The 18,160-nt window shown below is 56.6% G+C and carries 16 protein-coding genes and 1 tRNA gene; 10 read left to right on the top strand and 7 right to left on the bottom strand.

Annotated features, from left to right (window positions below; translation table 11 throughout):
- The first annotated feature begins 11 nt into the window (after nucleotides 1-11).
- From bfr (QVF59_RS04885) to QVF59_RS04875, 3 genes are all read left to right on the top strand, one after another.
- Nucleotides 12-482: a bacterioferritin gene (bfr, locus tag QVF59_RS04885; RefSeq protein WP_159874858.1), complete on the top strand. Its 471-nt coding sequence runs from the start codon at nucleotides 12-14 to the stop codon at nucleotides 480-482.
- Nucleotides 483-491: 9 nt separating this feature from the next.
- Nucleotides 492-965: a bacterioferritin gene (gene bfr / locus QVF59_RS04880; RefSeq protein ID WP_159874859.1), complete on the top strand. Its 474-nt coding sequence runs from the start codon at nucleotides 492-494 to the stop codon at nucleotides 963-965.
- A gap of 73 nt (nucleotides 966-1,038) precedes the next feature.
- The gene (locus QVF59_RS04875; protein WP_287877710.1) at nucleotides 1,039-1,734 is read left to right on the top strand and encodes an MFS transporter; all 696 of its coding nucleotides are present in this window, start codon (nucleotides 1,039-1,041) and stop codon (nucleotides 1,732-1,734) included.
- A gap of 71 nt (nucleotides 1,735-1,805) precedes the next feature.
- On the opposite strand, the gene acnA is transcribed toward QVF59_RS04875, so the two are convergent.
- The 4 genes from acnA to QVF59_RS04855 all read right to left on the bottom strand — a co-directional run bounded on the left by acnA (nucleotide 1,806) and on the right by QVF59_RS04855 (nucleotide 7,199).
- On the bottom strand, nucleotides 1,806-4,499 hold the full coding sequence (gene acnA, locus QVF59_RS04870; protein ID WP_287877709.1) for an aconitate hydratase AcnA: 2,694 nt from the start codon (nucleotides 4,497-4,499) through the stop codon (nucleotides 1,806-1,808).
- A 117-nt stretch (nucleotides 4,500-4,616) separates the two neighbouring features.
- Nucleotides 4,617-6,002: a class II fumarate hydratase gene (gene fumC / locus QVF59_RS04865; RefSeq protein WP_159874862.1), complete on the bottom strand. Its 1,386-nt coding sequence runs from the start codon at nucleotides 6,000-6,002 to the stop codon at nucleotides 4,617-4,619.
- Nucleotides 6,003-6,198: 196 nt separating this feature from the next.
- Nucleotides 6,199-6,399: a hypothetical protein gene (locus tag QVF59_RS04860; RefSeq protein ID WP_287877707.1), complete on the bottom strand. Its 201-nt coding sequence runs from the start codon at nucleotides 6,397-6,399 to the stop codon at nucleotides 6,199-6,201.
- A gap of 143 nt (nucleotides 6,400-6,542) precedes the next feature.
- Nucleotides 6,543-7,199, bottom strand: a complete 657-nt coding sequence (locus tag QVF59_RS04855) for a BON domain-containing protein (RefSeq protein WP_159874864.1) — start codon at nucleotides 7,197-7,199, stop codon at nucleotides 6,543-6,545.
- Between the two features lie 196 nt (nucleotides 7,200-7,395).
- Between QVF59_RS04855 and QVF59_RS04850 the strand changes: the two genes are divergently transcribed.
- Nucleotides 7,396-8,109, top strand: a complete 714-nt coding sequence (locus QVF59_RS04850; RefSeq protein ID WP_287877706.1) for a Crp/Fnr family transcriptional regulator — start codon at nucleotides 7,396-7,398, stop codon at nucleotides 8,107-8,109.
- A gap of 62 nt (nucleotides 8,110-8,171) precedes the next feature.
- Here QVF59_RS04850 and QVF59_RS04845 read toward each other — a convergent pair whose 3' ends face one another.
- Complete coding sequence (locus tag QVF59_RS04845) at nucleotides 8,172-8,564, bottom strand: hypothetical protein (protein WP_287877704.1); 393 nt, start codon at nucleotides 8,562-8,564, stop codon at nucleotides 8,172-8,174.
- 289 nt (nucleotides 8,565-8,853) lie between these two features.
- Between QVF59_RS04845 and QVF59_RS04840 the strand changes: the two genes are divergently transcribed.
- The 4 genes from QVF59_RS04840 (at nucleotide 8,854) to QVF59_RS04825 (ending at nucleotide 14,804) form a co-directional block, all read left to right on the top strand.
- Complete coding sequence (locus QVF59_RS04840; protein WP_287877702.1) at nucleotides 8,854-9,600, top strand: Crp/Fnr family transcriptional regulator; 747 nt, start codon at nucleotides 8,854-8,856, stop codon at nucleotides 9,598-9,600.
- A gap of 197 nt (nucleotides 9,601-9,797) precedes the next feature.
- Nucleotides 9,798-12,341 carry a chemotaxis protein CheB gene (locus QVF59_RS04835; RefSeq protein WP_287877701.1) on the top strand — a complete coding sequence of 848 codons (2,544 nt, stop codon included), beginning with the start codon at nucleotides 9,798-9,800 and terminating at the stop codon, nucleotides 12,339-12,341.
- A 131-nt stretch (nucleotides 12,342-12,472) separates the two neighbouring features.
- Complete coding sequence (locus tag QVF59_RS04830) at nucleotides 12,473-14,245, top strand: putative bifunctional diguanylate cyclase/phosphodiesterase (protein WP_287877699.1); 1,773 nt, start codon at nucleotides 12,473-12,475, stop codon at nucleotides 14,243-14,245.
- Nucleotides 14,246-14,486: 241 nt separating this feature from the next.
- The gene (locus tag QVF59_RS04825) at nucleotides 14,487-14,804 is read left to right on the top strand and encodes a hypothetical protein (RefSeq protein ID WP_287877698.1); all 318 of its coding nucleotides are present in this window, start codon (nucleotides 14,487-14,489) and stop codon (nucleotides 14,802-14,804) included.
- Between the two features lie 397 nt (nucleotides 14,805-15,201).
- Here the strand turns inward: QVF59_RS04825 and QVF59_RS04820 are convergent, their stop codons facing one another.
- Entirely contained in the window at nucleotides 15,202-15,984 is a 783-nt protein-coding gene (locus QVF59_RS04820; protein ID WP_287877696.1) for an AraC family transcriptional regulator, read from the bottom strand.
- A gap of 101 nt (nucleotides 15,985-16,085) precedes the next feature.
- Here QVF59_RS04820 and QVF59_RS04815 point away from each other — a divergent pair, with 101 nt between their 5' ends.
- Nucleotides 16,086-16,844: an alpha/beta fold hydrolase gene (locus tag QVF59_RS04815; RefSeq protein ID WP_287877694.1), complete on the top strand. Its 759-nt coding sequence runs from the start codon at nucleotides 16,086-16,088 to the stop codon at nucleotides 16,842-16,844.
- Nucleotides 16,845-17,166: 322 nt separating this feature from the next.
- Here QVF59_RS04815 and QVF59_RS04810 read toward each other — a convergent pair.
- Nucleotides 17,167-17,243: transfer RNA gene (locus tag QVF59_RS04810), tRNA-Arg, on the bottom strand.
- A gap of 140 nt (nucleotides 17,244-17,383) precedes the next feature.
- On the opposite strand from QVF59_RS04810, the gene QVF59_RS04805 reads away from it, so the two are divergent.
- The gene (locus QVF59_RS04805; RefSeq protein WP_287877692.1) at nucleotides 17,384-18,124 is read left to right on the top strand and encodes a c-type cytochrome; all 741 of its coding nucleotides are present in this window, start codon (nucleotides 17,384-17,386) and stop codon (nucleotides 18,122-18,124) included.
- Nucleotides 18,125-18,160: the final 36 nt, after the last annotated feature.

Genomic DNA, 18,160 nt, shown 5'->3' with positions numbered 1-18,160 from the left:
GGATTGTTCACATGCAAGGCAAACAAGACATTATTGATCTGCTCAATACCCTGCTGGCAGGGGAGTTGACTGCCGTCGATCAGTACCTGCTGCATGGAGAGATGTATGCCGACATGGGCTTGCAGAAGCTGGCTGAGAAAGCACTGCACGAATCCGCCCACGAGCGCGAACATGCCCAGGCCATCATCCAGCGTATTCTCTTTCTGGAAGGCAAGCCGGATCTGAGCAAGCGTGAAGCCCTGCAAATCGGCAGTACTGTGCCAGAAATGCTCAAGTCCGACCTGGCGGTGGAGTACAAGGTAACGCGCGAACTGAAAAAAGCCATTGCCCAGTGCGAGCAGGCCGAAGACTATGTCAGCCGAGAAATGCTGGTGGTCCAGCTGGATGATACCGAAATGGATCATGCCTATTTCCTGGAAAAACAGCTGCGACTGATCGAGCTGACCGGCCTCCCCAACTACCTGCAAAGCCAGATGGCGTAAGGAATATCCATGAAAGCAGACAAAACCGTCATCAAACTGCTCAACCATGTGCTGCGTAACGAGTTGACCGCCATCAACCAGTATTTCCTGCATGCGCGCATGTTCCGTAACTGGGGCTTGGAGCGGCTCAACGACTATCAGTACAAGCAGTCGATCCGGGTGATGAAAGAAGCCGACGAGCTGATAGAACGCATTCTGTTTCTGGAAGGGCTGCCCAATCTGCAGGATCTGGGCAAGCTGCACATCGGTGAAACCGTGGAAGAATGCCTGCGCAGTGATTTACGCTACGAAGAAGAAGTACAGCGCCCGCAACTGGTGGATGGCATTGCCCATTGTGAACAGAAGCAGGATTACGTCAGCCGCGAACTGCTACAGGAACTGCTGGAACACTGCGAAGAAACCATAGACTGGCTAGAGACTCAGCTTAGCCTGATCAAGGATGTCAGCCTGGCCAACTATCTGCAAAGCCAGATTCAGTCCTGATACGGCGCACGAATGCGCTGACAGGGTTTTGTTGCACATATCAGGGCTTGCGTCCAATCGGTAGAATAACCGCATGAGCAAGCCCCTCCCTCCTTCCCAAGTATCAAACCATCCACTGGCAGGCCTGCAGCCAGTCCTTCTGCGTCAACTTTCGATTACCCACCCATGGTGGTTTGTATGCCTGGGCACTGGAGAGGGACGGCCATGCAGTCAAGGTGCATGTCAGTGGGCAGCTCATGTTGATCTGCAGCAATTGCGCCACCGTCGACTACTGGGCTATGCCGGAACAAGGGCTTGCTTCTATGGCTGCATTTTTGCCTACATTACCGGCTATGGCATCTCGCCACCGTTGTATGGCCTACTATTCGGCATAGCGATGATCGACATCATGCTGACCAATCAAATCAACGCGCGATTGCTCAGTCGGATTGGCAGCGACCGGCTGATGTTGCAAGGAGCCATGGTGGCCGCCGTAGCCGTGCTGGCCATTGATGCGAAAACCGGCCGGGGAGCATTGCCTGGCCTGGTTATTCCGCTTTTTCTGATCATTTCTTCAACAGGCTTTATTGTGGCCAATGCGATTGCCGGTGCACTGGGTATTTACCCTGAGCAGGCTGGTACTGTGTCCGTACTGACTGGCTCTATCCAGTATGGTGCTGGAACCATTGGATCGGCGCTGGTGGGCATCTGTGCTGATCAAACACATGGCCAATGGGAGCCATCATCGCGACTTGCACAATCGTTAGCATGCAGTGCGCCCGCTCTGTGACCAGACTGGTTGTTATCAATAGCACCGCCGGTAAGGCGGATGCACTCCTGCGCGCTTGGATCTGCGCGACTTCATGCATTCAGCAATTGATGCAGTACATAAGGCAATACCCCGCCATGCAGGCAGTAGTCGACTTCGGTCGGCGTATCAACACGTAATTGCAAGCTACAGACCCGGTGGCGACCATCAGGGTAGTCGATATGCAGTTGCACCGGCTGTGCAGGGGTCAGCTGATCCTCCAGCCCTTCAAGCGTGAATAATTCACGGCCAGTCAGACCGAGGGAGCTGATGCTGTCGTCTTCCCGAAATTGCAGTGGCAAGACGCCCATGCCAACCAGATTGGCGCGGTGAATGCGTTCGAAGCTTTCGGCAATGACAGCACGTACTCCCAGCAGGGCGGTGCCTTTGGCTGCCCAGTCACGGCTTGATCCGCTGCCGTATTCCTTGCCGGCAATCACCAGCAGTGGCACGCCTTCTGTCTGATAGCGTTGGGCCACGTCGTAAATGAAACCTTGTATGCCATCAGGCTGATGCAGGGTATAGCCACCGGTGATCGGCCTGCCGTCTGCATCTGGGGGTAACATCAGGTTGAGAATCCGGATATTGGCAAAGGTGCCGCGCACCATGACTTCGTGGTTGCCCCGACGCGATCCGTAGCTGTTGAACAAGCGGGGCGTGATACCCAGTTGTTGCAGATAGCCTCCCGCACAGGAGTCAGGAGCAATGCTGCCGGCTGGGCTGATGTGATCGGTGGTGACTGAGTCGCCCAGCAGCGCCAGGGCTCTGGCTTGCCGTATCGGTGGCAAGGGTGGAAGGCGGTGTAGCGTGACATCATCCAGAAATGGAGGGCGGACAATATAACTGGAGCGTGGCCAGTTATATGTCTGCTGTGTCTCAAGCGGCAGGTCCTGCCATAAGGGGTCATCCGCTATCTGGTACAGGCGTGGGTAGCTGGTCGGATTTTCCGCCGCGTGAACGGCCCGGTCTATTTCCTGCGGACTTGGCCACAGCATGGACAGATAGACTGCATTGCCCTGTTTATCCTGACCGAGTGGCTCACGAGTCAGATCTATGTCTATCCGCCCGGCCAGCGCAAAGGCCACGACCAACGGTGGGCTCATCAGGAAGTTGGCGCGTAGTGCCGGATGAATGCGCGCTTCAAAATTGCGATTGCCGGACAGGACGGAAGCGCAGATGAGATCACCCTCGGCAATTTGTTGCTCCAAGGCCAGATCCAGCGGTCCCGAATTGCCAATGCAGGTGGTGCAGCCATAGGCGACCAGGCGAAAGCCAAGCTGTGCCAGTGGCTCCAGCAGCCCTGCACCTTGCAGGTAGTCGCGCACCACTTGCGAACCGGGGGCCAGCGAGGTTTTGATATGGGATGGCACCGCCAGTCCCAATGCCACCGCCTTGCGGGCCAGCAAACCCGCAGTCAGCATGCTGCCCGGATGCGAAGTGTTGGTACAGGAGGTAATGGCGGCAATCACGATGTCGCCATGAGTCAGTTGCTTGTCTGCCGCCGATCCGGCTGGCCGGACCGGGGCTGCAGCGCCCTTGCCGAAGCCGCCACGCTCGGTGGGTGCGGACAGGGTGGTGATGAAACTTTGCTTCAACGCGTCCAGTGGAATGCGATCCTGCGGCCGGCGCGGGCCGGCCACGCAGGGCTTGATGTCTGCCAGGTTTACATTGATGACGCGACTGTAGTCGATCTCTCCCAGTCGTGGCATGCCAAACATTTGCTGCGCCTGGAAGTAGGCCTGAAACGCGGCCACCTGTTCGCCATCCCGGCCCGTGGCCGTCAGGTAGGCCACCGTCTGGTGGTCGGGAGGAAAATAAGCCACGGTGGCTCCGTATTCCGGAGCCATGTTGGCAATGGTGGCGCGGTCCGGAACGGTGAGCCGGGCGGCCCCGTTGCCAAAGAATTCGACAAAATCCCCCACCACATCTGACTTGCGCAGCAATTCGGTCAGGGTGAGGACAACATCGGTGGCGGTAACTCCCGTGGACAAGTGCCCGTGCAGGTGTACGCCAAGCACATCCGGCTGCAGCAGGAATACCGGCAAACCCAGCATGGCTGATTCCGCCTCAATGCCGCCCACTCCCCAGCCCAGCACACCCAGGCCATTGATCATGGTGGTATGCGAATCGGTCCCAACCAGGGTGTCGGGACAGTAGATTTTGCCTTGTCGGGTCAGGCCGGGTGCCAGGTACTCCAGATTGACCTGGTGGACAATGCCCTGCCCCGGCGGGGTGACGTGCAGATTGGCAAAAGCGTGCTGGCCCCATTTGATGAAACGGTAGCGCTCGGCATTGCGTTCGTATTCCAGTTGCAGATTGCGCTGCAAGGCATCGGGCTCACGGAAAAAGTCCACCTGCACCGAGTGATCCACTACCAGATGCACCGGAGTTTTCGGTGTGATCAGCGCCGGGTCCCGGCCCAGACGAATGGTGGCATCGCGCATGGCGGCCAGATCGCATAGCAGGGGCACACCGGTGAAGTCCTGCAGCAGAATGCGCGCCACCACAAAGGGAATTTCCGTCTCGCGTGGTGCTTGTGGCTGCCAGCTGGCGAGCTGGCGCAAATGGGCCTCGCTGACATATTGGCCACCCACATGCCGCAGCAGAGACTCCAGCATGATGCGCAAGGAAACCGGTAGTCTGGAGATGGCACCGAAGCCCTGCTGTTCCAGCAAGGGCAGTGCGTAATACAAACCGATCTGCCCGTTGCCAAAGGAGAATTCACGTAAATAACTGGCGCTGCGCATGGTGTGGCCTCCTGCAGATGGGGCTTGCCGTTCCGAACATGGAAAACAATCTTGGCAACGGCAGTGCGGATGTACTGTGCGCAAGCGCACATTCGGCACGATAGTGTTACCAAGCACTTACACCATATTGCCAGGCTGCACCCAGCTATCGAATTGGGCCTCACTGATGCTGGCCAGTTCCAGCGCTGCCTGCTTCAGCGTACAGCCGGTCTGTTGTGCGTGGCGGGCAATACGGGCCGCCTGGTCATAGCCGATGTGAGGGCTGAGGGCGGTGACCAGCATCAGTGAGCGCTCCAGCAACTGGGCGATGCGTTCGCGGTCGGGCTGCATGCCGGCAATGCAGTGTTCACCCAGGCTGTCCATGCCATCACTCAACAGACGCAGGCTTTGCAGAAAATTGTAGGCAATCAGTGGCTTGAAGACATTGAGTTCAAAATTTCCCGAAGCGGCACCGATAGACAGCGCCACATCGTTGCCCATCACCTGGCAGCACAGCATGGTGACAGCCTCGCACTGGGTGGGGTTTACCTTGCCCGGCATGATGGAGCTGCCGGCTTCATTGGCCGGCAGGATCAGCTCCCCCAGCCCGCAGCGCGGGCCGGAAGCCAGCCAGCGGATATCGTTGGCGATTTTCATCAGCGTCGTGGCCAACATTTTCATCGCACCATGCGTCATCACCATGGCATCGTGTCCAGCCAGTGCGGCAAACTTGTTGTCTGCGCTGCAAAGTGGCAGGCCGGTTTGCGCTGCCAGGATGGCAGCCACCCGGTCACCAAACTGAGGATGTGTGTTCAGACCGGTTCCTACCGCAGTCCCGCCGATTGCCAGTTGGCACAATGCGGGCAGGCTGCCCTGCAAGGCTTGTTCGGCATGGTGTAACTGGGCGACCCAGCCTGATATCTCCTGGCCCAGCGTCAGGGGGGTGGCATCTTGCAGGTGGGTACGGCCAATTTTGATCACCCCGGCAAAGGCCTGCGATTTGGCAAGCAGCTGTTGTTGCAGCCTGCCCAGTGCCGGCAGCAGTTGGTGGCGGATGCCTTGTGCCGCGGCCAGATGCATGGCGGTGGGGAAGACATCGTTGGAGGACTGCCCCATATTGATTTCATCATGTGGGTGCAATAGCGCCTGCTGGCCAGGATGGCCACCAAGCAAAACGCTTGCCCGGTTGGCCAGCACTTCATTCATGTTCATATGGCTTTGCGTGCCCGAGCCGGTTTGCCAGACTGACAGCGGAAACTGCCGCTCATGCTGGCCAGCGGCTATTTCATCACAGGCCTGCACAATGGCCTCTCCCTTGGTGGCATCCAGCAAGCCCAGCTCCATATTTGCCTGGGCCGCCGCCCGCTTGACGCTGGCTAGCGCGTGGATCAGTGCTAGCGGCATCGGCTCGTTTGAAATGGCGAAATGTTGCAGTGCACGCTGGGTCTCGGCTCCCCACAGTGCATCGTCCGCTACGGCGATGCTGCCAAAACTGTCGCTTTCCATGCGTTGGGACGTGATCATCAAGCGGACTCCATCCGGGTTGGTTGACGGCAGGTGTGCTCACCATGCCCGTTCATCATGCAAAATGCCCATCAACTCGAAGCGAATTGACAGGCAACACATCAACGCCAGGCTGCTGCCGCAAGGCAGTCCAAGGTGTTTCGGGGGGAAGGCCCTGCCGTAAAGGAAGGCTTGCCTGCTGGTCCGCTGCGGCTATTCAGGACTTGGCTTGGTCCGTGGTCTTGTCCTGCATGCTTCCGGGTGTCTTGTCTGCCGGGTCCTTTACGGCGTCCTTGGTCGCTCCAACGTTATTGCCCTTCTGGCTGAAGACCGGGCCGGTGCTGGTGATGCCGGCATTTGCCTTGCTGTTGCTGTCTTCCGGTTTTGCGGTGTCATGCTTTTCAGTGATTGCAGTCATTGCGTTTACCTCTGGTCTTGCTGATTGCGTCGGGTGGATTCACTCGACATCAATCACACGATGCGCGCTGCTCCCCGCCGCGTCTGTGCGTTAACCGGCATAGTGCAATTTAATTTCCGAGGGTGGACTGGCGGCCAGCCTGTTCAGGCGATGACGGAAATCTTGTCGATGACATCGCGCACGCCGGGCATGCCGGCAGCAGCATGGTTGGCCAAGGCGCGCTCGGACCAGCTATGGACGCTGCCGGAGAGAATCACGTCCGGGCCATCAATGTTGACGGTAATGCTGTTGATGTCGCTTATGGCCCGGCGTTTGAGTGCCGCTTCCACTTCTTCCTTGATGGCGTGGCTGACCAGCTTGCTGCGCAGCGTGATCTGGTTGCTGATACCGGTAACACCAGAGAGATGGCGTAGCAGACTGATGGCCGTCTTGCGCTGGAAGTCCCACTCGACATCGCCTGTCAAGGTGATCCAGCCGTGCTCGACCATGACTTTGATATTGTGGTCTTTGAGCACGGGTATCATTTGCAAGGCGTTGGCTGCTGCGGCCGAAATCTCACTATCACCACGCTGTTCCTGCCAGGGCAGGGCCACTGTTAATTCGATAGCAAGGGCCTGCACGCCACCGACCCGCAAGGCGGCCCGTTCTGCTGCCCACTTTTGCGTAAAGTCGGCCACCTGCCCGCTGAGAGTGATGACGCCGTCCTTGGCCTGCACGCCGATATGGCTGGCATAGATCTGCGGATCCCATGCCAACTCTGCCATGACATCTGACTGCAGTGTGGTATCGGTTTTTAGCATGATGCGACTCCTTGTAGTCTGGATCGCCATGATCTGTCACCACTGGCACGGCGTCTGTCTGTTGGGACACACAACGATGACCAGACCGCAATGCATACAGGTACACCGCATTTGTTCTCAGTGTACATACACCAGCAAATTTATGGTTTATGTTAATAGAGATTGAATCAATTGATTTAATATTGGGAGGTGATACATGGTCGAAGTATGCCCAGCCAATGGTCTGCTCTCAGCCTTGCCGGAGGCAGATTGGTTGCAAATCAGGCCCTTTCTCGAACAGGTGGAATTGCCGCTGGGCAAGACGCTTTACGAGTCAGGACACAAACTCAGCCACGTCTATTTTCCCGTGACGGCCATCGTATCGTTGCTGTACGTCATGGAGAACGGCGACTCTGCCGAGATTGCAGTGGTTGGCAATGAAGGCATTGTCGGCATCGCCCTGTTCATGGGAGGGGAGTCCACCCCAAGCCGGGGAGTAGTCCAAAGTGGTGGCTACGGTTACCGCCTGCCGGCACACGTGATCAAGCAGGCGTTCGAGCGTTCGCTACCGTTCATGCATCTGTTGTTGCGTTACACCCAGGCGCTGATTACCCAGATGTCACAGACAGCGGTATGCAACAGGCATCACTCGCTGGATCAGCAGCTATGTCGCTGGCTGTTGCTCAGCCTGGATCGGTTGCAAGGCAGCGAGCTGTGCATGACGCAGGAGCTGATTGCCAACATGCTGGGCGTGCGGCGCGAAGGGGTGACCAATGCAGCATTGAATTTGCAGCGTGAGGGCATTATCAGCTATGCCCGCGGGCACATTCGGGTACTGGACCGTCCGGCACTGGAAGCGCGCACCTGTGAGTGCTATGCCGTGGTGAAAAAGGAGTATCAGCGGCTGTTGCCGCCTTTCCGGGCGAAGTGAACAGGTCCCGAGTCCTTGCGAAGCCCGGAACAGGATGAACCGGGCGGCGTATTGTGAAGCGATTACGGCGTGGTGCCGGCTGCTTTCCTTTTGCTCTCCTCAGTGACAGTCTGGTCGGACAATGCGGTGTGCAAAATGCCGAAGTGCTGCTCTGTCAGAGAGCGCAGGTTTTCATGGTTTTTTGACAGGTCGTTGCACAGCTCGTTGGAGCAGTGCATCAGTTTGCTGGATGCATGACTGGCTATGTGGTTGATCTTGCTGATTGCGTCCCCCGGTGTGGTGGCAGCCATCAGTTCTTTTACCGACAAGGCGCAAGTATCCAGCCCTGCCTGGCCCAATGCCAGGTTGAAATGGACGATTTTTTCAGCGCAATCCAGAGACAGTGCCATGAGCTTGATGCCCAGTCGCAAAATCGGCTGGCTTTGTGCTGACAACTCCTGATGTGCAGTATTCATGTTTGCTCTCCGCGACAAGTCATGTGTAAGGGCCGGAAAGGAAGACTGACCTCCTGCCGGGCCGTTCAAACCGGGTCGTACTTCTATCCGGACGCATCAACCGCAACCGCTAAAGCCGGCTGGCCAGACGGAAAAGTGTCTCCGCCAGCGGCATCTTCCGATAGCCGCCATACTTCCGTATGTGCGTTGGCAAACATAGTCGCTACTCGCCACAGGCCATGTATGCCGTGTTACGTCGCTAAGCGCGTTAACACACAGTCAAGGCTTGCTGTAATGGAGCAGGGTGGCAGTGGCACTCTATATCGGGCTGCCTGATGACTACCGGGTGGGGAGTGGATATATGAAGCAGCCGCACAATTGCATTCTGCAGCGTTTGCCGTCAGCCGATCGCCATCAACTGCTGGCGCGATGCGAACAAACAGCTTTGCCGCTGGCTGCCCGCCTGGACGGCCCCGGACAAGGTGGCCATCAGGTTTACTTCCCCCTGTCCGGGCTGGTGGTGCTGCAGTCAGGCAGCGGCAATCATATTGTTTCGGCCGGCATGCTTGGCAATGAGGGTATGCTGGGGGCTGGCTTGGTGCTGGGGCTGGCCCGGTCGCCCTTGCAGGCCACGGTACTGGAAGCCGGACAGGCCCTGCGAGTTGATTATCTTGGTTTCTGGCATGCATTGCGGCATAGCCAATCCTTGACACGGCTGAGTCGGCATTATTTTTATTCCACCCATGAACAACTCGCCCTGTCTGCAGCGTGTGCCCATTTTCATGACATCATTCCACGGCTGGCGTGCTGGTTGCTGATGGCTCACGACCGCCTGCAACTTGATGAAATGCATTTCACCCAGCAGGATATGGCCGGCATTCTTGGCGTACGACGCGTCGGCATTACCCGCGCAGCAGGCTGGCTGCAAGGCCAGGGGCTGATTTGCTATCACCGTGGAGCGATCAGCATCCTGGATCGGCCAGGTTTACAACAGACGGCATGCAGCTGTTATGTATTGTTTGCTCGCAATCATGCACTGCTGGTTTGTCACCCCTGAACCGACTTTCCGGCCTGGATGCGGTGGCGGATAGGGCGGTGGTGGTCAAACTGCTTGGGCCGGCAGATGGACCATCCTGATGTTGCAGTGCAGTAAATTCTTGTAGTCAGCGCAATAGCATGTAGGGTACAAGTCACAGTCTGGCATCATCTTGTCCGGGACTGTCTGGCGTGCAGAGCACTGCACAGAAAAGCGTGATGAAAAATACTCCTCCTGATATGCACAAACATGCGGAATCAGCACGCTCGGATCATGCCGGTTTGCCGTCAGCCATTGTTGGCATTGGTTGCTCTGCCGGTGGGCTGGAAGCGCTGGAGGCATTTGTGGCGGGCATTACACCAGGCCTTGGCGTGTCGCTGGTGATTGTCCAGCATCTGGCACCCGACTTCGCCAGTATCCTGCCGGAATTGCTGGCCAGCCATACCCGGCTGGCTGTGCATGAGGCCCGGCACGGTACGCCGATTCTGCCCGATTGTATTTATGTGATTCCACCCAACAAGACTTTAAGCTTTGATCGTGGCTGCCTGTATCTTTCCACACCTCCTGCGGGGCTGCGCTTACCCGTCGATCACCTGTTTCACACGCTGGCCCATGGGCTGGGAAAGCGTAGCATCGGTGTCATCCTGTCCGGCATGGGGGAGGATGGCATGCTGGGTGTGCAGGAAATGAAGGCCTGTGGGGGGCGGACGTATGCGCAGGACCCGCTGACCGCACGTGCGGACAGTATGCCGCGCAGTGCAATAGAACGTGGTGTGATCGATTTCATTGCCAGCCCGGAACGTCTGGCAAGACTTGTGCTTGAGCAATGTACACAGCAGGAGGATGAGCGCCAGTCAGCAGCGCTGGCCGAGCCTGCCCAGCAAGAGGCCATGCGGGAAATCATTGCCTTGCTGCAACAACATACGGGCAATGACTTTTCGCATTACAAGCCCAATACCCTGAATCGCCGCATCGAGCGGCGCATGGCGCTGCTGCGACTGGACAGCATGCAAGCCTATGCCGAACATTTCCGCAGCAATCTGCAAGAGCGCGACTGGTTGCTCAAGGAATTGCTGATTGGCGTCACCCGGTTTTTCCGCGACACCGCCATGTGGGACTACTTGCGTGACATTGCCATGCCGGCGCTGTTTGCACAGTATCCGGCAGGCAAGGCATTACGCGCCTGGGTGCCTGCCTGCTCCAGTGGAGAGGAGGCCTATTCACTGGCCATCCTGTTTCGTGAGTCGCTGCTGTTGCATCAGCCCGCCGGACAATTCAGCCTGAAAATCTATGCCACGGATCTGGATGGCGACGCCATCCAGCATGCACGGCGTGGCGTCTACTCGTGCAGCATTGCACCAGAAGTGGGGGAGGCGCGGCTGGAGCAGTATTTTGTGTACGAGGAAGATCAGTTCCGGGTGAGCAAGGATATCCGCGACATGGTGGTATTTGCCACACAGAACATCATTTCGGATCCGCCGTTTACCCGGCTGGACATCCTGTCATGTCGCAATCTGATGATTTATCTGGACTCCGTATTACAGGAAAAACTGCTTCCCCTGTTTCATTACGCACTCTGTAGCGGTGGAATTCTGGTGCTGGGCAGTGCGGAAACCATCGGCCGGTTTTCTACCCTGTTTGTACCGCTCGACAAGAAAAACCGTATCTTTTCCCGTGGAAACGAAGCAAGCAGCAGTCGCGCCCTGGAAATAGCACTGCGAACAGAGACGCGCTTGTTGCCGCAGATTGAAGAAACAATGCCAGATTATCGAAAAAGCCTTGAGTACCAGACTGATCAACTCATTCAGCAAAATTATGCGCCAGCAGGGGTATTGATAAATAACGACGGGGATATTCTCTATATCAGCGGCCGGGTGGGGAAATATCTGGAGCCGGCAGCCGGCAAGGTCAATGTGAACATCCATGCCATGGCACGCGAAGGTTTGGCTAGCGCACTGCATTCGGCGATCCAGCAAGTGCTGTCCGGAGAGGAAAGGGTGCAACTGAATGATTTACAGGTTGATGTCTTTGGAACGCCACAGCGCTTTCATCTAACCGTTCAGCACATTCGGCAGCCTGCGGAGCTGCAGGGCCGACTGCTGGTGGTGTTTACCGAGGCACCACCACCCAAGGCCCGATCACGGCGCCGCATTCCTGCCAGCGAGCGTGAGCTGATGCTGGAGGATGAACTGGAACAAAGCCGCAAGCTGCTGCGCTCGATGCAGGAAGACATGCAGATTGCCCTGGAAGAAATGAATTCCGGCAATGAAGAGCTGCAGGCCACCAACGAGGAACTGACGACTTCGCGCGAAGAGCTGCAATCGTTGAACGAAGAGCTGCAAACCATCAACGTCGAACTGCAGGCCAAGCTGGACGACCTGACCTGGGAACGCAATGACATGAACAACCTGCTGAACAGCACGGAGATTGCCACCGTATTCCTGGATGGTGACATGCGCTTGCGGCGTTTTACCCGCCATGCCACCACCCTGTTCAAGCTCATTCCCGGCGATATCGGCCGACCTTTGTCCGACATCCGCAGCGAACTGGAATATCCTCAGCTGCTTAACGATGCGACCAAGGTGTTGCAAACCCTTGTCTTTGAAGAAAAACGCGTACATAGCCACAACGGAAGGTGGTACCGCGTACGCATCATGCCTTACAGACGGCTGGACAACGTTATTGACGGTATCGTGATCACTTTCATCGACACGACGGAGATTGCCAGCCTGGAAGCGCGGCTGCAACAGCATATGGAGTAAGGCTGATGGTCAAGTCCCATGCAAGACGAAATGCTGCTAGCTTGCGCCAGCGTGCCGAGCAAAGGCTCAAAGCCATGCCGGTGCATTTGCCAGGGATGCCTGACCCACACCGTATGCTCCATGAGCTGCAAGTGCATCAGATTGAACTGGAAATGCAAAATGAAGAACTGAAGCTTTCCAATGAAGCACTGCGGCTGGCTTCCTGCGTTTTCAGTCACAGCCACGAAGGCATTGTCATTACCGATGGTGCCATGCGCATTGTCGACATCAATTCCGCATTTACAACGATTACCGGTTTTTCTGCGCAGGACAGCATTGGCCAGACGCCGGCCATGCTGGTGTGCAAAGGAGAAGACGGCCTGCAACTCAGGGTTGTGCTGCGTGCACTGTACCGCTATGGCAGCTGGTGCGGGGAGTTGAACTGCCTGAGGCGCGATGGGACCTCTTATCCAGTACGCCTGTTTCTGGCCTTGTTGCGTGGGCCAGCAGGTGCAGGGCGGGTGGAGCGGCACTATCTCGGCTTTTTTTCCGATATCAGTCAGATACGGTTGCACGAAGACGAACTGAATCGTATGGCCAACTACGATTTGCTCACCAGCCTGCCTAACCGACGATTGCTGACCGAGTGGCTGAATCTGGCCATCCATCGGGCGCAACGCACCGGCAAGCGCCTGGCCTTGTGTTATCTGGATCTGGATGGCTTCAAGGCGGTCAACGACAATCTCGGACACGAGGCCGGAGACCAATTGTTAGTGGATATAGCCGACCGTTTGCGGCTGGCCCTGCGCGTCAACGATATCATCGCCCGGCTTGGCGGCGATGAGTTCGTGTTGCTGCTGACCGATCTGGCTGATGACGAGGAGTACCGGCAGGTGCTGGATCGCGTGCTGGAAACCGTGGCCACACCACTGCTGCTCGCAGGCAGTCTGGTCCAGGTTTCGGCCAGCATCGGCGTCACGGTTTATCCGCATGATGGCGCTGACACTGACACCCTGTTGCGCCATGCCGATCAAGCCATGTATCTGGCCAAACAGTCCGGTAAAAACCGCTACCATTATTACGACTTGGCCCAGGACAAGCTGATGCGTGAATACCACGATCAGCTATCGCGGCTGACCAATGCGCTGGAGCAAGGAGAACTGCTGCTGGTCTATCAGCCCAAGGTCGATCTGCGCGATGGCAAGGTGATCGGACTGGAGGCCTTGTTGCGTTGGCAGCATCCCGAGCTGGGTTTGCTGCTGCCGGAAAGTTTCCTGAAAGTGCTGGAAGGCAGCATGACCGAGCTGGGGCTGGGCAACTGGGTGGCCAACCAGGTATTGCAGCAAATGGAAAGCTGGCGGCAACAAGGCTGGGTGCTGGATGTCAGCATCAACATCAGCGCCAGCCAGTTGCAGCAGCCGGATTTTGCCGACAACTTGCTGCAGCAGTTGGCGCAGTTTCCACAACTGTTACCGGCACAGCTCGGGCTGGAGTTGTTGGAGACTGCGGCCCTGGAGAACATCGTTCAGTCGATTCAGACACTGCTGATCTGTCGCGCGCATGGCATCAGTTTTGCACTGGATGATTTTGGAACCGGCTACTCCTCACTAGCCTACTTCCGCAATCTGCCCGTCGACATGCTCAAGATCGACCAGAGTTTTGTCAGCAACATGCTCAATAGCCCGGAAGATCGCAATATCGTCGACAGCATCATACGACTGGCCCGCGCCTTCAACCGCGAAGTCATCGCCGAAGGCGTAGAAAGCCTGGCACATGGTGCCATGCTGTTGCAGCTGGGCTGCCATTACTGCCAGGGCTACGCCATTGCCCGCCCTATGCCGGCAGCATCCATCATTGCTTGGATGCAACGCTGGGAGCACGAGCGGGCATGGGAACACCTGCCCTCACTCGCCTCTACCTCATAACTGTCCGGCCCGGAATTCCGCCAGCCGCTATGTATGCTGCTGCACCGACGACAGATACAGCCTGAGGGATGATGTGTCATGGGCTTGGCATGGACATACAGCGTCATTTGTCATGATTTTTCTTTGCTGTTTTGGCGAAGCAAGGGTCATCCCGAGTACCTGCCTTGCTCCCGTTGCCGACGCCTTGCCTGCATCGGAATGTCTGCAAAGCGGGGTTGTTGACAGAAAGAATGGTGTCATCATGACTGAAAAGGAAATTCTGGCACGAATCGTGAGCATGAACGGCAGCCGCGACGGTGCCATTCTTGCGGGGTTCTGGTTACTGATGGGGTCTCGTCATGATATCCGTCTGTTTACCCTTGGCGACCTGCGCATGCTGTCCGGAGATAGCCGCTCCTTGTTTCATGCCATTAACCAAGCCTACAGCAGCCAACGTTTTACTGCATTGAGCCCGGCAATGGCAACCAGACTGATGAGTATTCTGGTCGATTATGAGCATGAACACGCCAGAAAAAAACCGTTTGTGGACGCGACTGTTTCTGGGCTGGATACAGGGTAATGCATCGGCATCCGGCAGTGCTTCATCCACGGCTTGCGGGTAGATCAAGCTTGCTGTCGGTTGTTTTTTCGCTGCTGTCTACTCTGAGTGATGCGGCCTATCAACTAGCATAATTGCGTAACTAGGGTATGGATATGAGTATCATCGTTCCCCCCAGTCTGAAGGTGTCACAACCCGTCTGGCGATTCACGCGCTGTGCAGCAGGCTGACATGGATAGTTGAATCGCTCCGCCTTTTTAGATGGCATCCCCACCCGCAGGAACAGTCGCAGTGACCCAGCTTAGCCATCATCTGTTTCGGCCGAACTGCGGCAGACCTGGTTAGTGCATGACCTAATGGTTGGTTGCCACCACCTGTCCGCGCGGTGGAGAGCCCCGGCCCGTTTGTTTTTGCACTATCAGTTGGCCTGCATTCTGACGTAAGCCTGTGGGCTCATCCCCAGTGTTTTACGAAACAGGGCAGTGAACGCCGAGGGGCTACCGTAGCCCAGGTCCAGAGCCACCGTTGTGACGCTTTGCCCTGCTTCAAGCCGGGCAATGGCGGCAAGCAAGCATGCCTGTTGCCGCCATTGCATAAAACTGATGCCGGTTTCTTTCCTGAAAAAGCGGGTAAAGGTGCTACGGCTCATGGCCATGCGTTTGGCCATGTCATCGGTATCCATCTGCAGCGTCGGGGCGGCAAGCAATGTCCTGCACAGGTCGGCAAGGTCTTCATTCATTGGCAGCGGTGCATGCAAGGGCAAGACGGTGGCCATTGGGATTTCGGCCAGTAGCAAGTTCATCAGATGATGGCTGCGGCCCACTGTCGGGTACGCAAGGGGCAGATCCACCGCTTGCAGCAATAGCTGGTACAGCAGTGGACTGACAGCACAAACCTGGCAGTGCTTCGCCAATCCAATTTCTTCTGCTGCGTCCGTACTCACGAAGGTATTCAGCATGGTAACCGGGCCCAGCATCTGCATTTCATGTTTGATGCCGGCTGGAACCCAGACGGCCCGCCCTGGCGGGACAAGCCAATGCCCGAAAAGGGTCATCACACTGATACAACCTCGCTTGGCATAAGCCAGTTGCCCCCGCTCGTGACAGTGTGTCGGGTAGCGGCTGCCAGCGGGGAACTGGCGCTCTATCACCACCACATCTCTAGGTATCTGGCCTAAGCGCTCAAGCTCGGTATCTCTCATGCCCCAAACTCTATGTCAATTGACCTTGCAATGAAAGCAGGTCAACCGCTTAATGCCTACCCTGTGTGCTTCACACCATGCACTGCACACAGGGGAAAGCAATGCCAAATTCGTATCATCGCGTGGGGAGCGGTCCACACCACGTCATTGTTCTGCACGGCTGGTTTGGTGATCGCCATTCTTTTGCACCACTGGAAGGCATGCTGAATCAGCAGGCATTCAGCTATCTGTTCATGGACTATCGGGGTTATGGTGATATGCAGTGCAGTACGGGCAGTTTCACTATTGATGAAATTGCCCGCGATGCTCTGGAACTGGCCGACACGCTGCAACTGGATCGCTTCAGCCTGATCGGTCACTCGATGGGTGGAATGGTAATCGAGCGTATAGCCAGCCTGCAGCCGCAGCGGGTGATTTCGATGGTGGGGATTGCCCCTGTTCCCTGCGGCGGAGTAGCTCTGGACGATTTGGCCATCAGTCAGTTGTACGCTGCAGTGGATAGTCTGGAGGGGAGACAAGCCATCATCGACCGCAGTACTGGCCATCGCTTACCCAGAAAGTGGCTGGAATGGAAAGCGGTATACTCCTGGCAGCATTCCATACCACAAGCATTCAAGGCTTATCTTGCTGCGTGGTTGCACACCGATTTCAGCGAAGAAGTCATTGGCAGGACAACTCCTTTTAAATTGATTACCGGTGCACACGACCCGGTGTTCAACGGTGCACTCATGCAGTCAACCACCATGCAGCGCTACCCAAATGCCATTCATGAGGTGCAGGCCAATGCAGGCCACTATCCGATGAATGAAACACCGCTGTCGCTGCTTATCAGTATGGAAACGTTCTTGCATGAGGCATAAAGCGAGAGGCCGAGCGAACTAGCCAAGTGCCTCGGTCAGAGCTCAGTATCTTAGCCATTTACCTTCGATGAACAGGGGAAGCGTAGCAAGACACATTGCGTTGTTACAGTTGCGCCACGCTTTTCTATCTTGGTGATGTAGCTGGAAGAGCGCGGTGACAGTCAGGCTCACTGAAAAAATACGAGGACTTAATTTAAGTCGGTAGGCATATGACTGTGTGGGGGGAGAAGAGCAGTATGTTGAAAAGTTGTCCCGCGAGAGGGGTAGCGGGATATTTTCAGAAAGTACTTACCATGGAGTTGCAGTAAGTCCTTGATATTATTGGCGCACCCGACAGGGATCGAACCTGTGACCTTCAGCTTCGGAAACTGACACTCTATCCAACTGAGCTACGGGTGCGCTGTGCTGTTGCGGTAAAGCAGGGCGGATCATAGCGCAAAGGGCATGTCCGAGTCCAGTGTATGGTTTTTGCCTTGCTTCGCGGCTTACCGTATAATCCCATCCCATCTTAATTGTCATTTTTTTCAGGCGAGGCTCGAATGAGTAATGAGAACGGAATGGCTCCCGGTCAGATCATCAAGGTCCTGGTTGGCGTCGTTGTTGGTCTGGTAGTGGCGATCTGGTTGCTGGCCAAGCTGGCGACCGGTGGTTACAACGTTGATGCCGAAGTCATGACCAAGGAGGCTATTGCTGCTCGTCTGAAACCGGTGGGTGAAGCCAAGGTTAGCGATGCACCTCCGGGAATGCGTACTGGCGAGCAGGTGTTCAAGGCCATCTGTATTTCCTGTCACGGTCAGGGGCTGGCCGGTTCGCCCAAGTTTGGTGATGCTGGTGCCTGGGGTCCCCGTATTGCCAAGGGTTGGGACATGCTGACTGACCACGCGCTGCACGGCTTCAATGCCATGCCGGCCAAGGGCGGTGCGGCTGATCTGACCGACGACGAAGTAAAACGTGCCGTTGCCTATATGGGTAATGCCGGTGGTGCCAAATTCACCGAGCCTCCGGTGGGTGGTGCCGCTGCTGGTGCTGCGGCTGATCCGGCTGTTGTCGGCAAGAAAATCTACGAAAGCGTGTGCGTTGCCTGCCACGGTAGCGGTGCTGCCGGTGCACCGAAGTTTGGCGACAAGGCTGCCTGGGCTGACCGTACCAAGGTTGGTATGGATGAAGTGGTCAAGATTGCCACCAAGGGCCTGAACGCGATGCCGCCCAAGGGTGGTTTCGGTGGTAGCGATGCGGAATTCCGTGCTGCCATCGAATACATGGTTAACAGCTCCAAGTAAGTCTGGACTGTTTTCACAGAAAAACGCGCTGCTTGC

Origin of the sequence: Aquitalea sp. (assembly GCF_030150775.1) — a bacterium.
Taxonomy (GTDB): domain Bacteria; phylum Pseudomonadota; class Gammaproteobacteria; order Burkholderiales; family Chromobacteriaceae; genus Aquitalea; species Aquitalea denitrificans.
The sequence above is the reverse complement of the archived record's forward strand: the minus strand, read 5'-3'. Positions and strand labels throughout refer to the sequence as shown.

Excerpts from the sequence above, each read along its gene's own strand:
- bfr (WP_159874858.1), top strand. The coding sequence starts at position 12 with ATGCAAGGCAAACAAGACATTATTGATCTGCTCAATACCCTGCTGGCA.
- bfr (WP_159874859.1), top strand. The coding sequence starts at position 492 with ATGAAAGCAGACAAAACCGTCATCAAACTGCTCAACCATGTGCTGCGT.
- QVF59_RS04875 (WP_287877710.1), top strand. The coding sequence starts at position 1,039 with ATGAGCAAGCCCCTCCCTCCTTCCCAAGTATCAAACCATCCACTGGCA.
- acnA (WP_287877709.1), bottom strand. The coding sequence starts at position 4,499 with ATGCGCAGCGCCAGTTATTTACGTGAATTCTCCTTTGGCAACGGGCAG.
- fumC (WP_159874862.1), bottom strand. The coding sequence starts at position 6,002 with ATGATCACGTCCCAACGCATGGAAAGCGACAGTTTTGGCAGCATCGCC.
- QVF59_RS04860 (WP_287877707.1), bottom strand. The coding sequence starts at position 6,399 with ATGACTGCAATCACTGAAAAGCATGACACCGCAAAACCGGAAGACAGC.
- QVF59_RS04855 (WP_159874864.1), bottom strand. The coding sequence starts at position 7,199 with ATGCTAAAAACCGATACCACACTGCAGTCAGATGTCATGGCAGAGTTG.
- QVF59_RS04850 (WP_287877706.1), top strand. The coding sequence starts at position 7,396 with ATGGTCGAAGTATGCCCAGCCAATGGTCTGCTCTCAGCCTTGCCGGAG.
- QVF59_RS04845 (WP_287877704.1), bottom strand. The coding sequence starts at position 8,564 with ATGAATACTGCACATCAGGAGTTGTCAGCACAAAGCCAGCCGATTTTG.
- QVF59_RS04835 (WP_287877701.1), top strand. The coding sequence starts at position 9,798 with ATGAAAAATACTCCTCCTGATATGCACAAACATGCGGAATCAGCACGC.
- QVF59_RS04825 (WP_287877698.1), top strand. The coding sequence starts at position 14,487 with ATGACTGAAAAGGAAATTCTGGCACGAATCGTGAGCATGAACGGCAGC.
- QVF59_RS04820 (WP_287877696.1), bottom strand. The coding sequence starts at position 15,984 with ATGAGAGATACCGAGCTTGAGCGCTTAGGCCAGATACCTAGAGATGTG.
- QVF59_RS04815 (WP_287877694.1), top strand. The coding sequence starts at position 16,086 with ATGCCAAATTCGTATCATCGCGTGGGGAGCGGTCCACACCACGTCATT.
- QVF59_RS04805 (WP_287877692.1), top strand. The coding sequence starts at position 17,384 with ATGAGTAATGAGAACGGAATGGCTCCCGGTCAGATCATCAAGGTCCTG.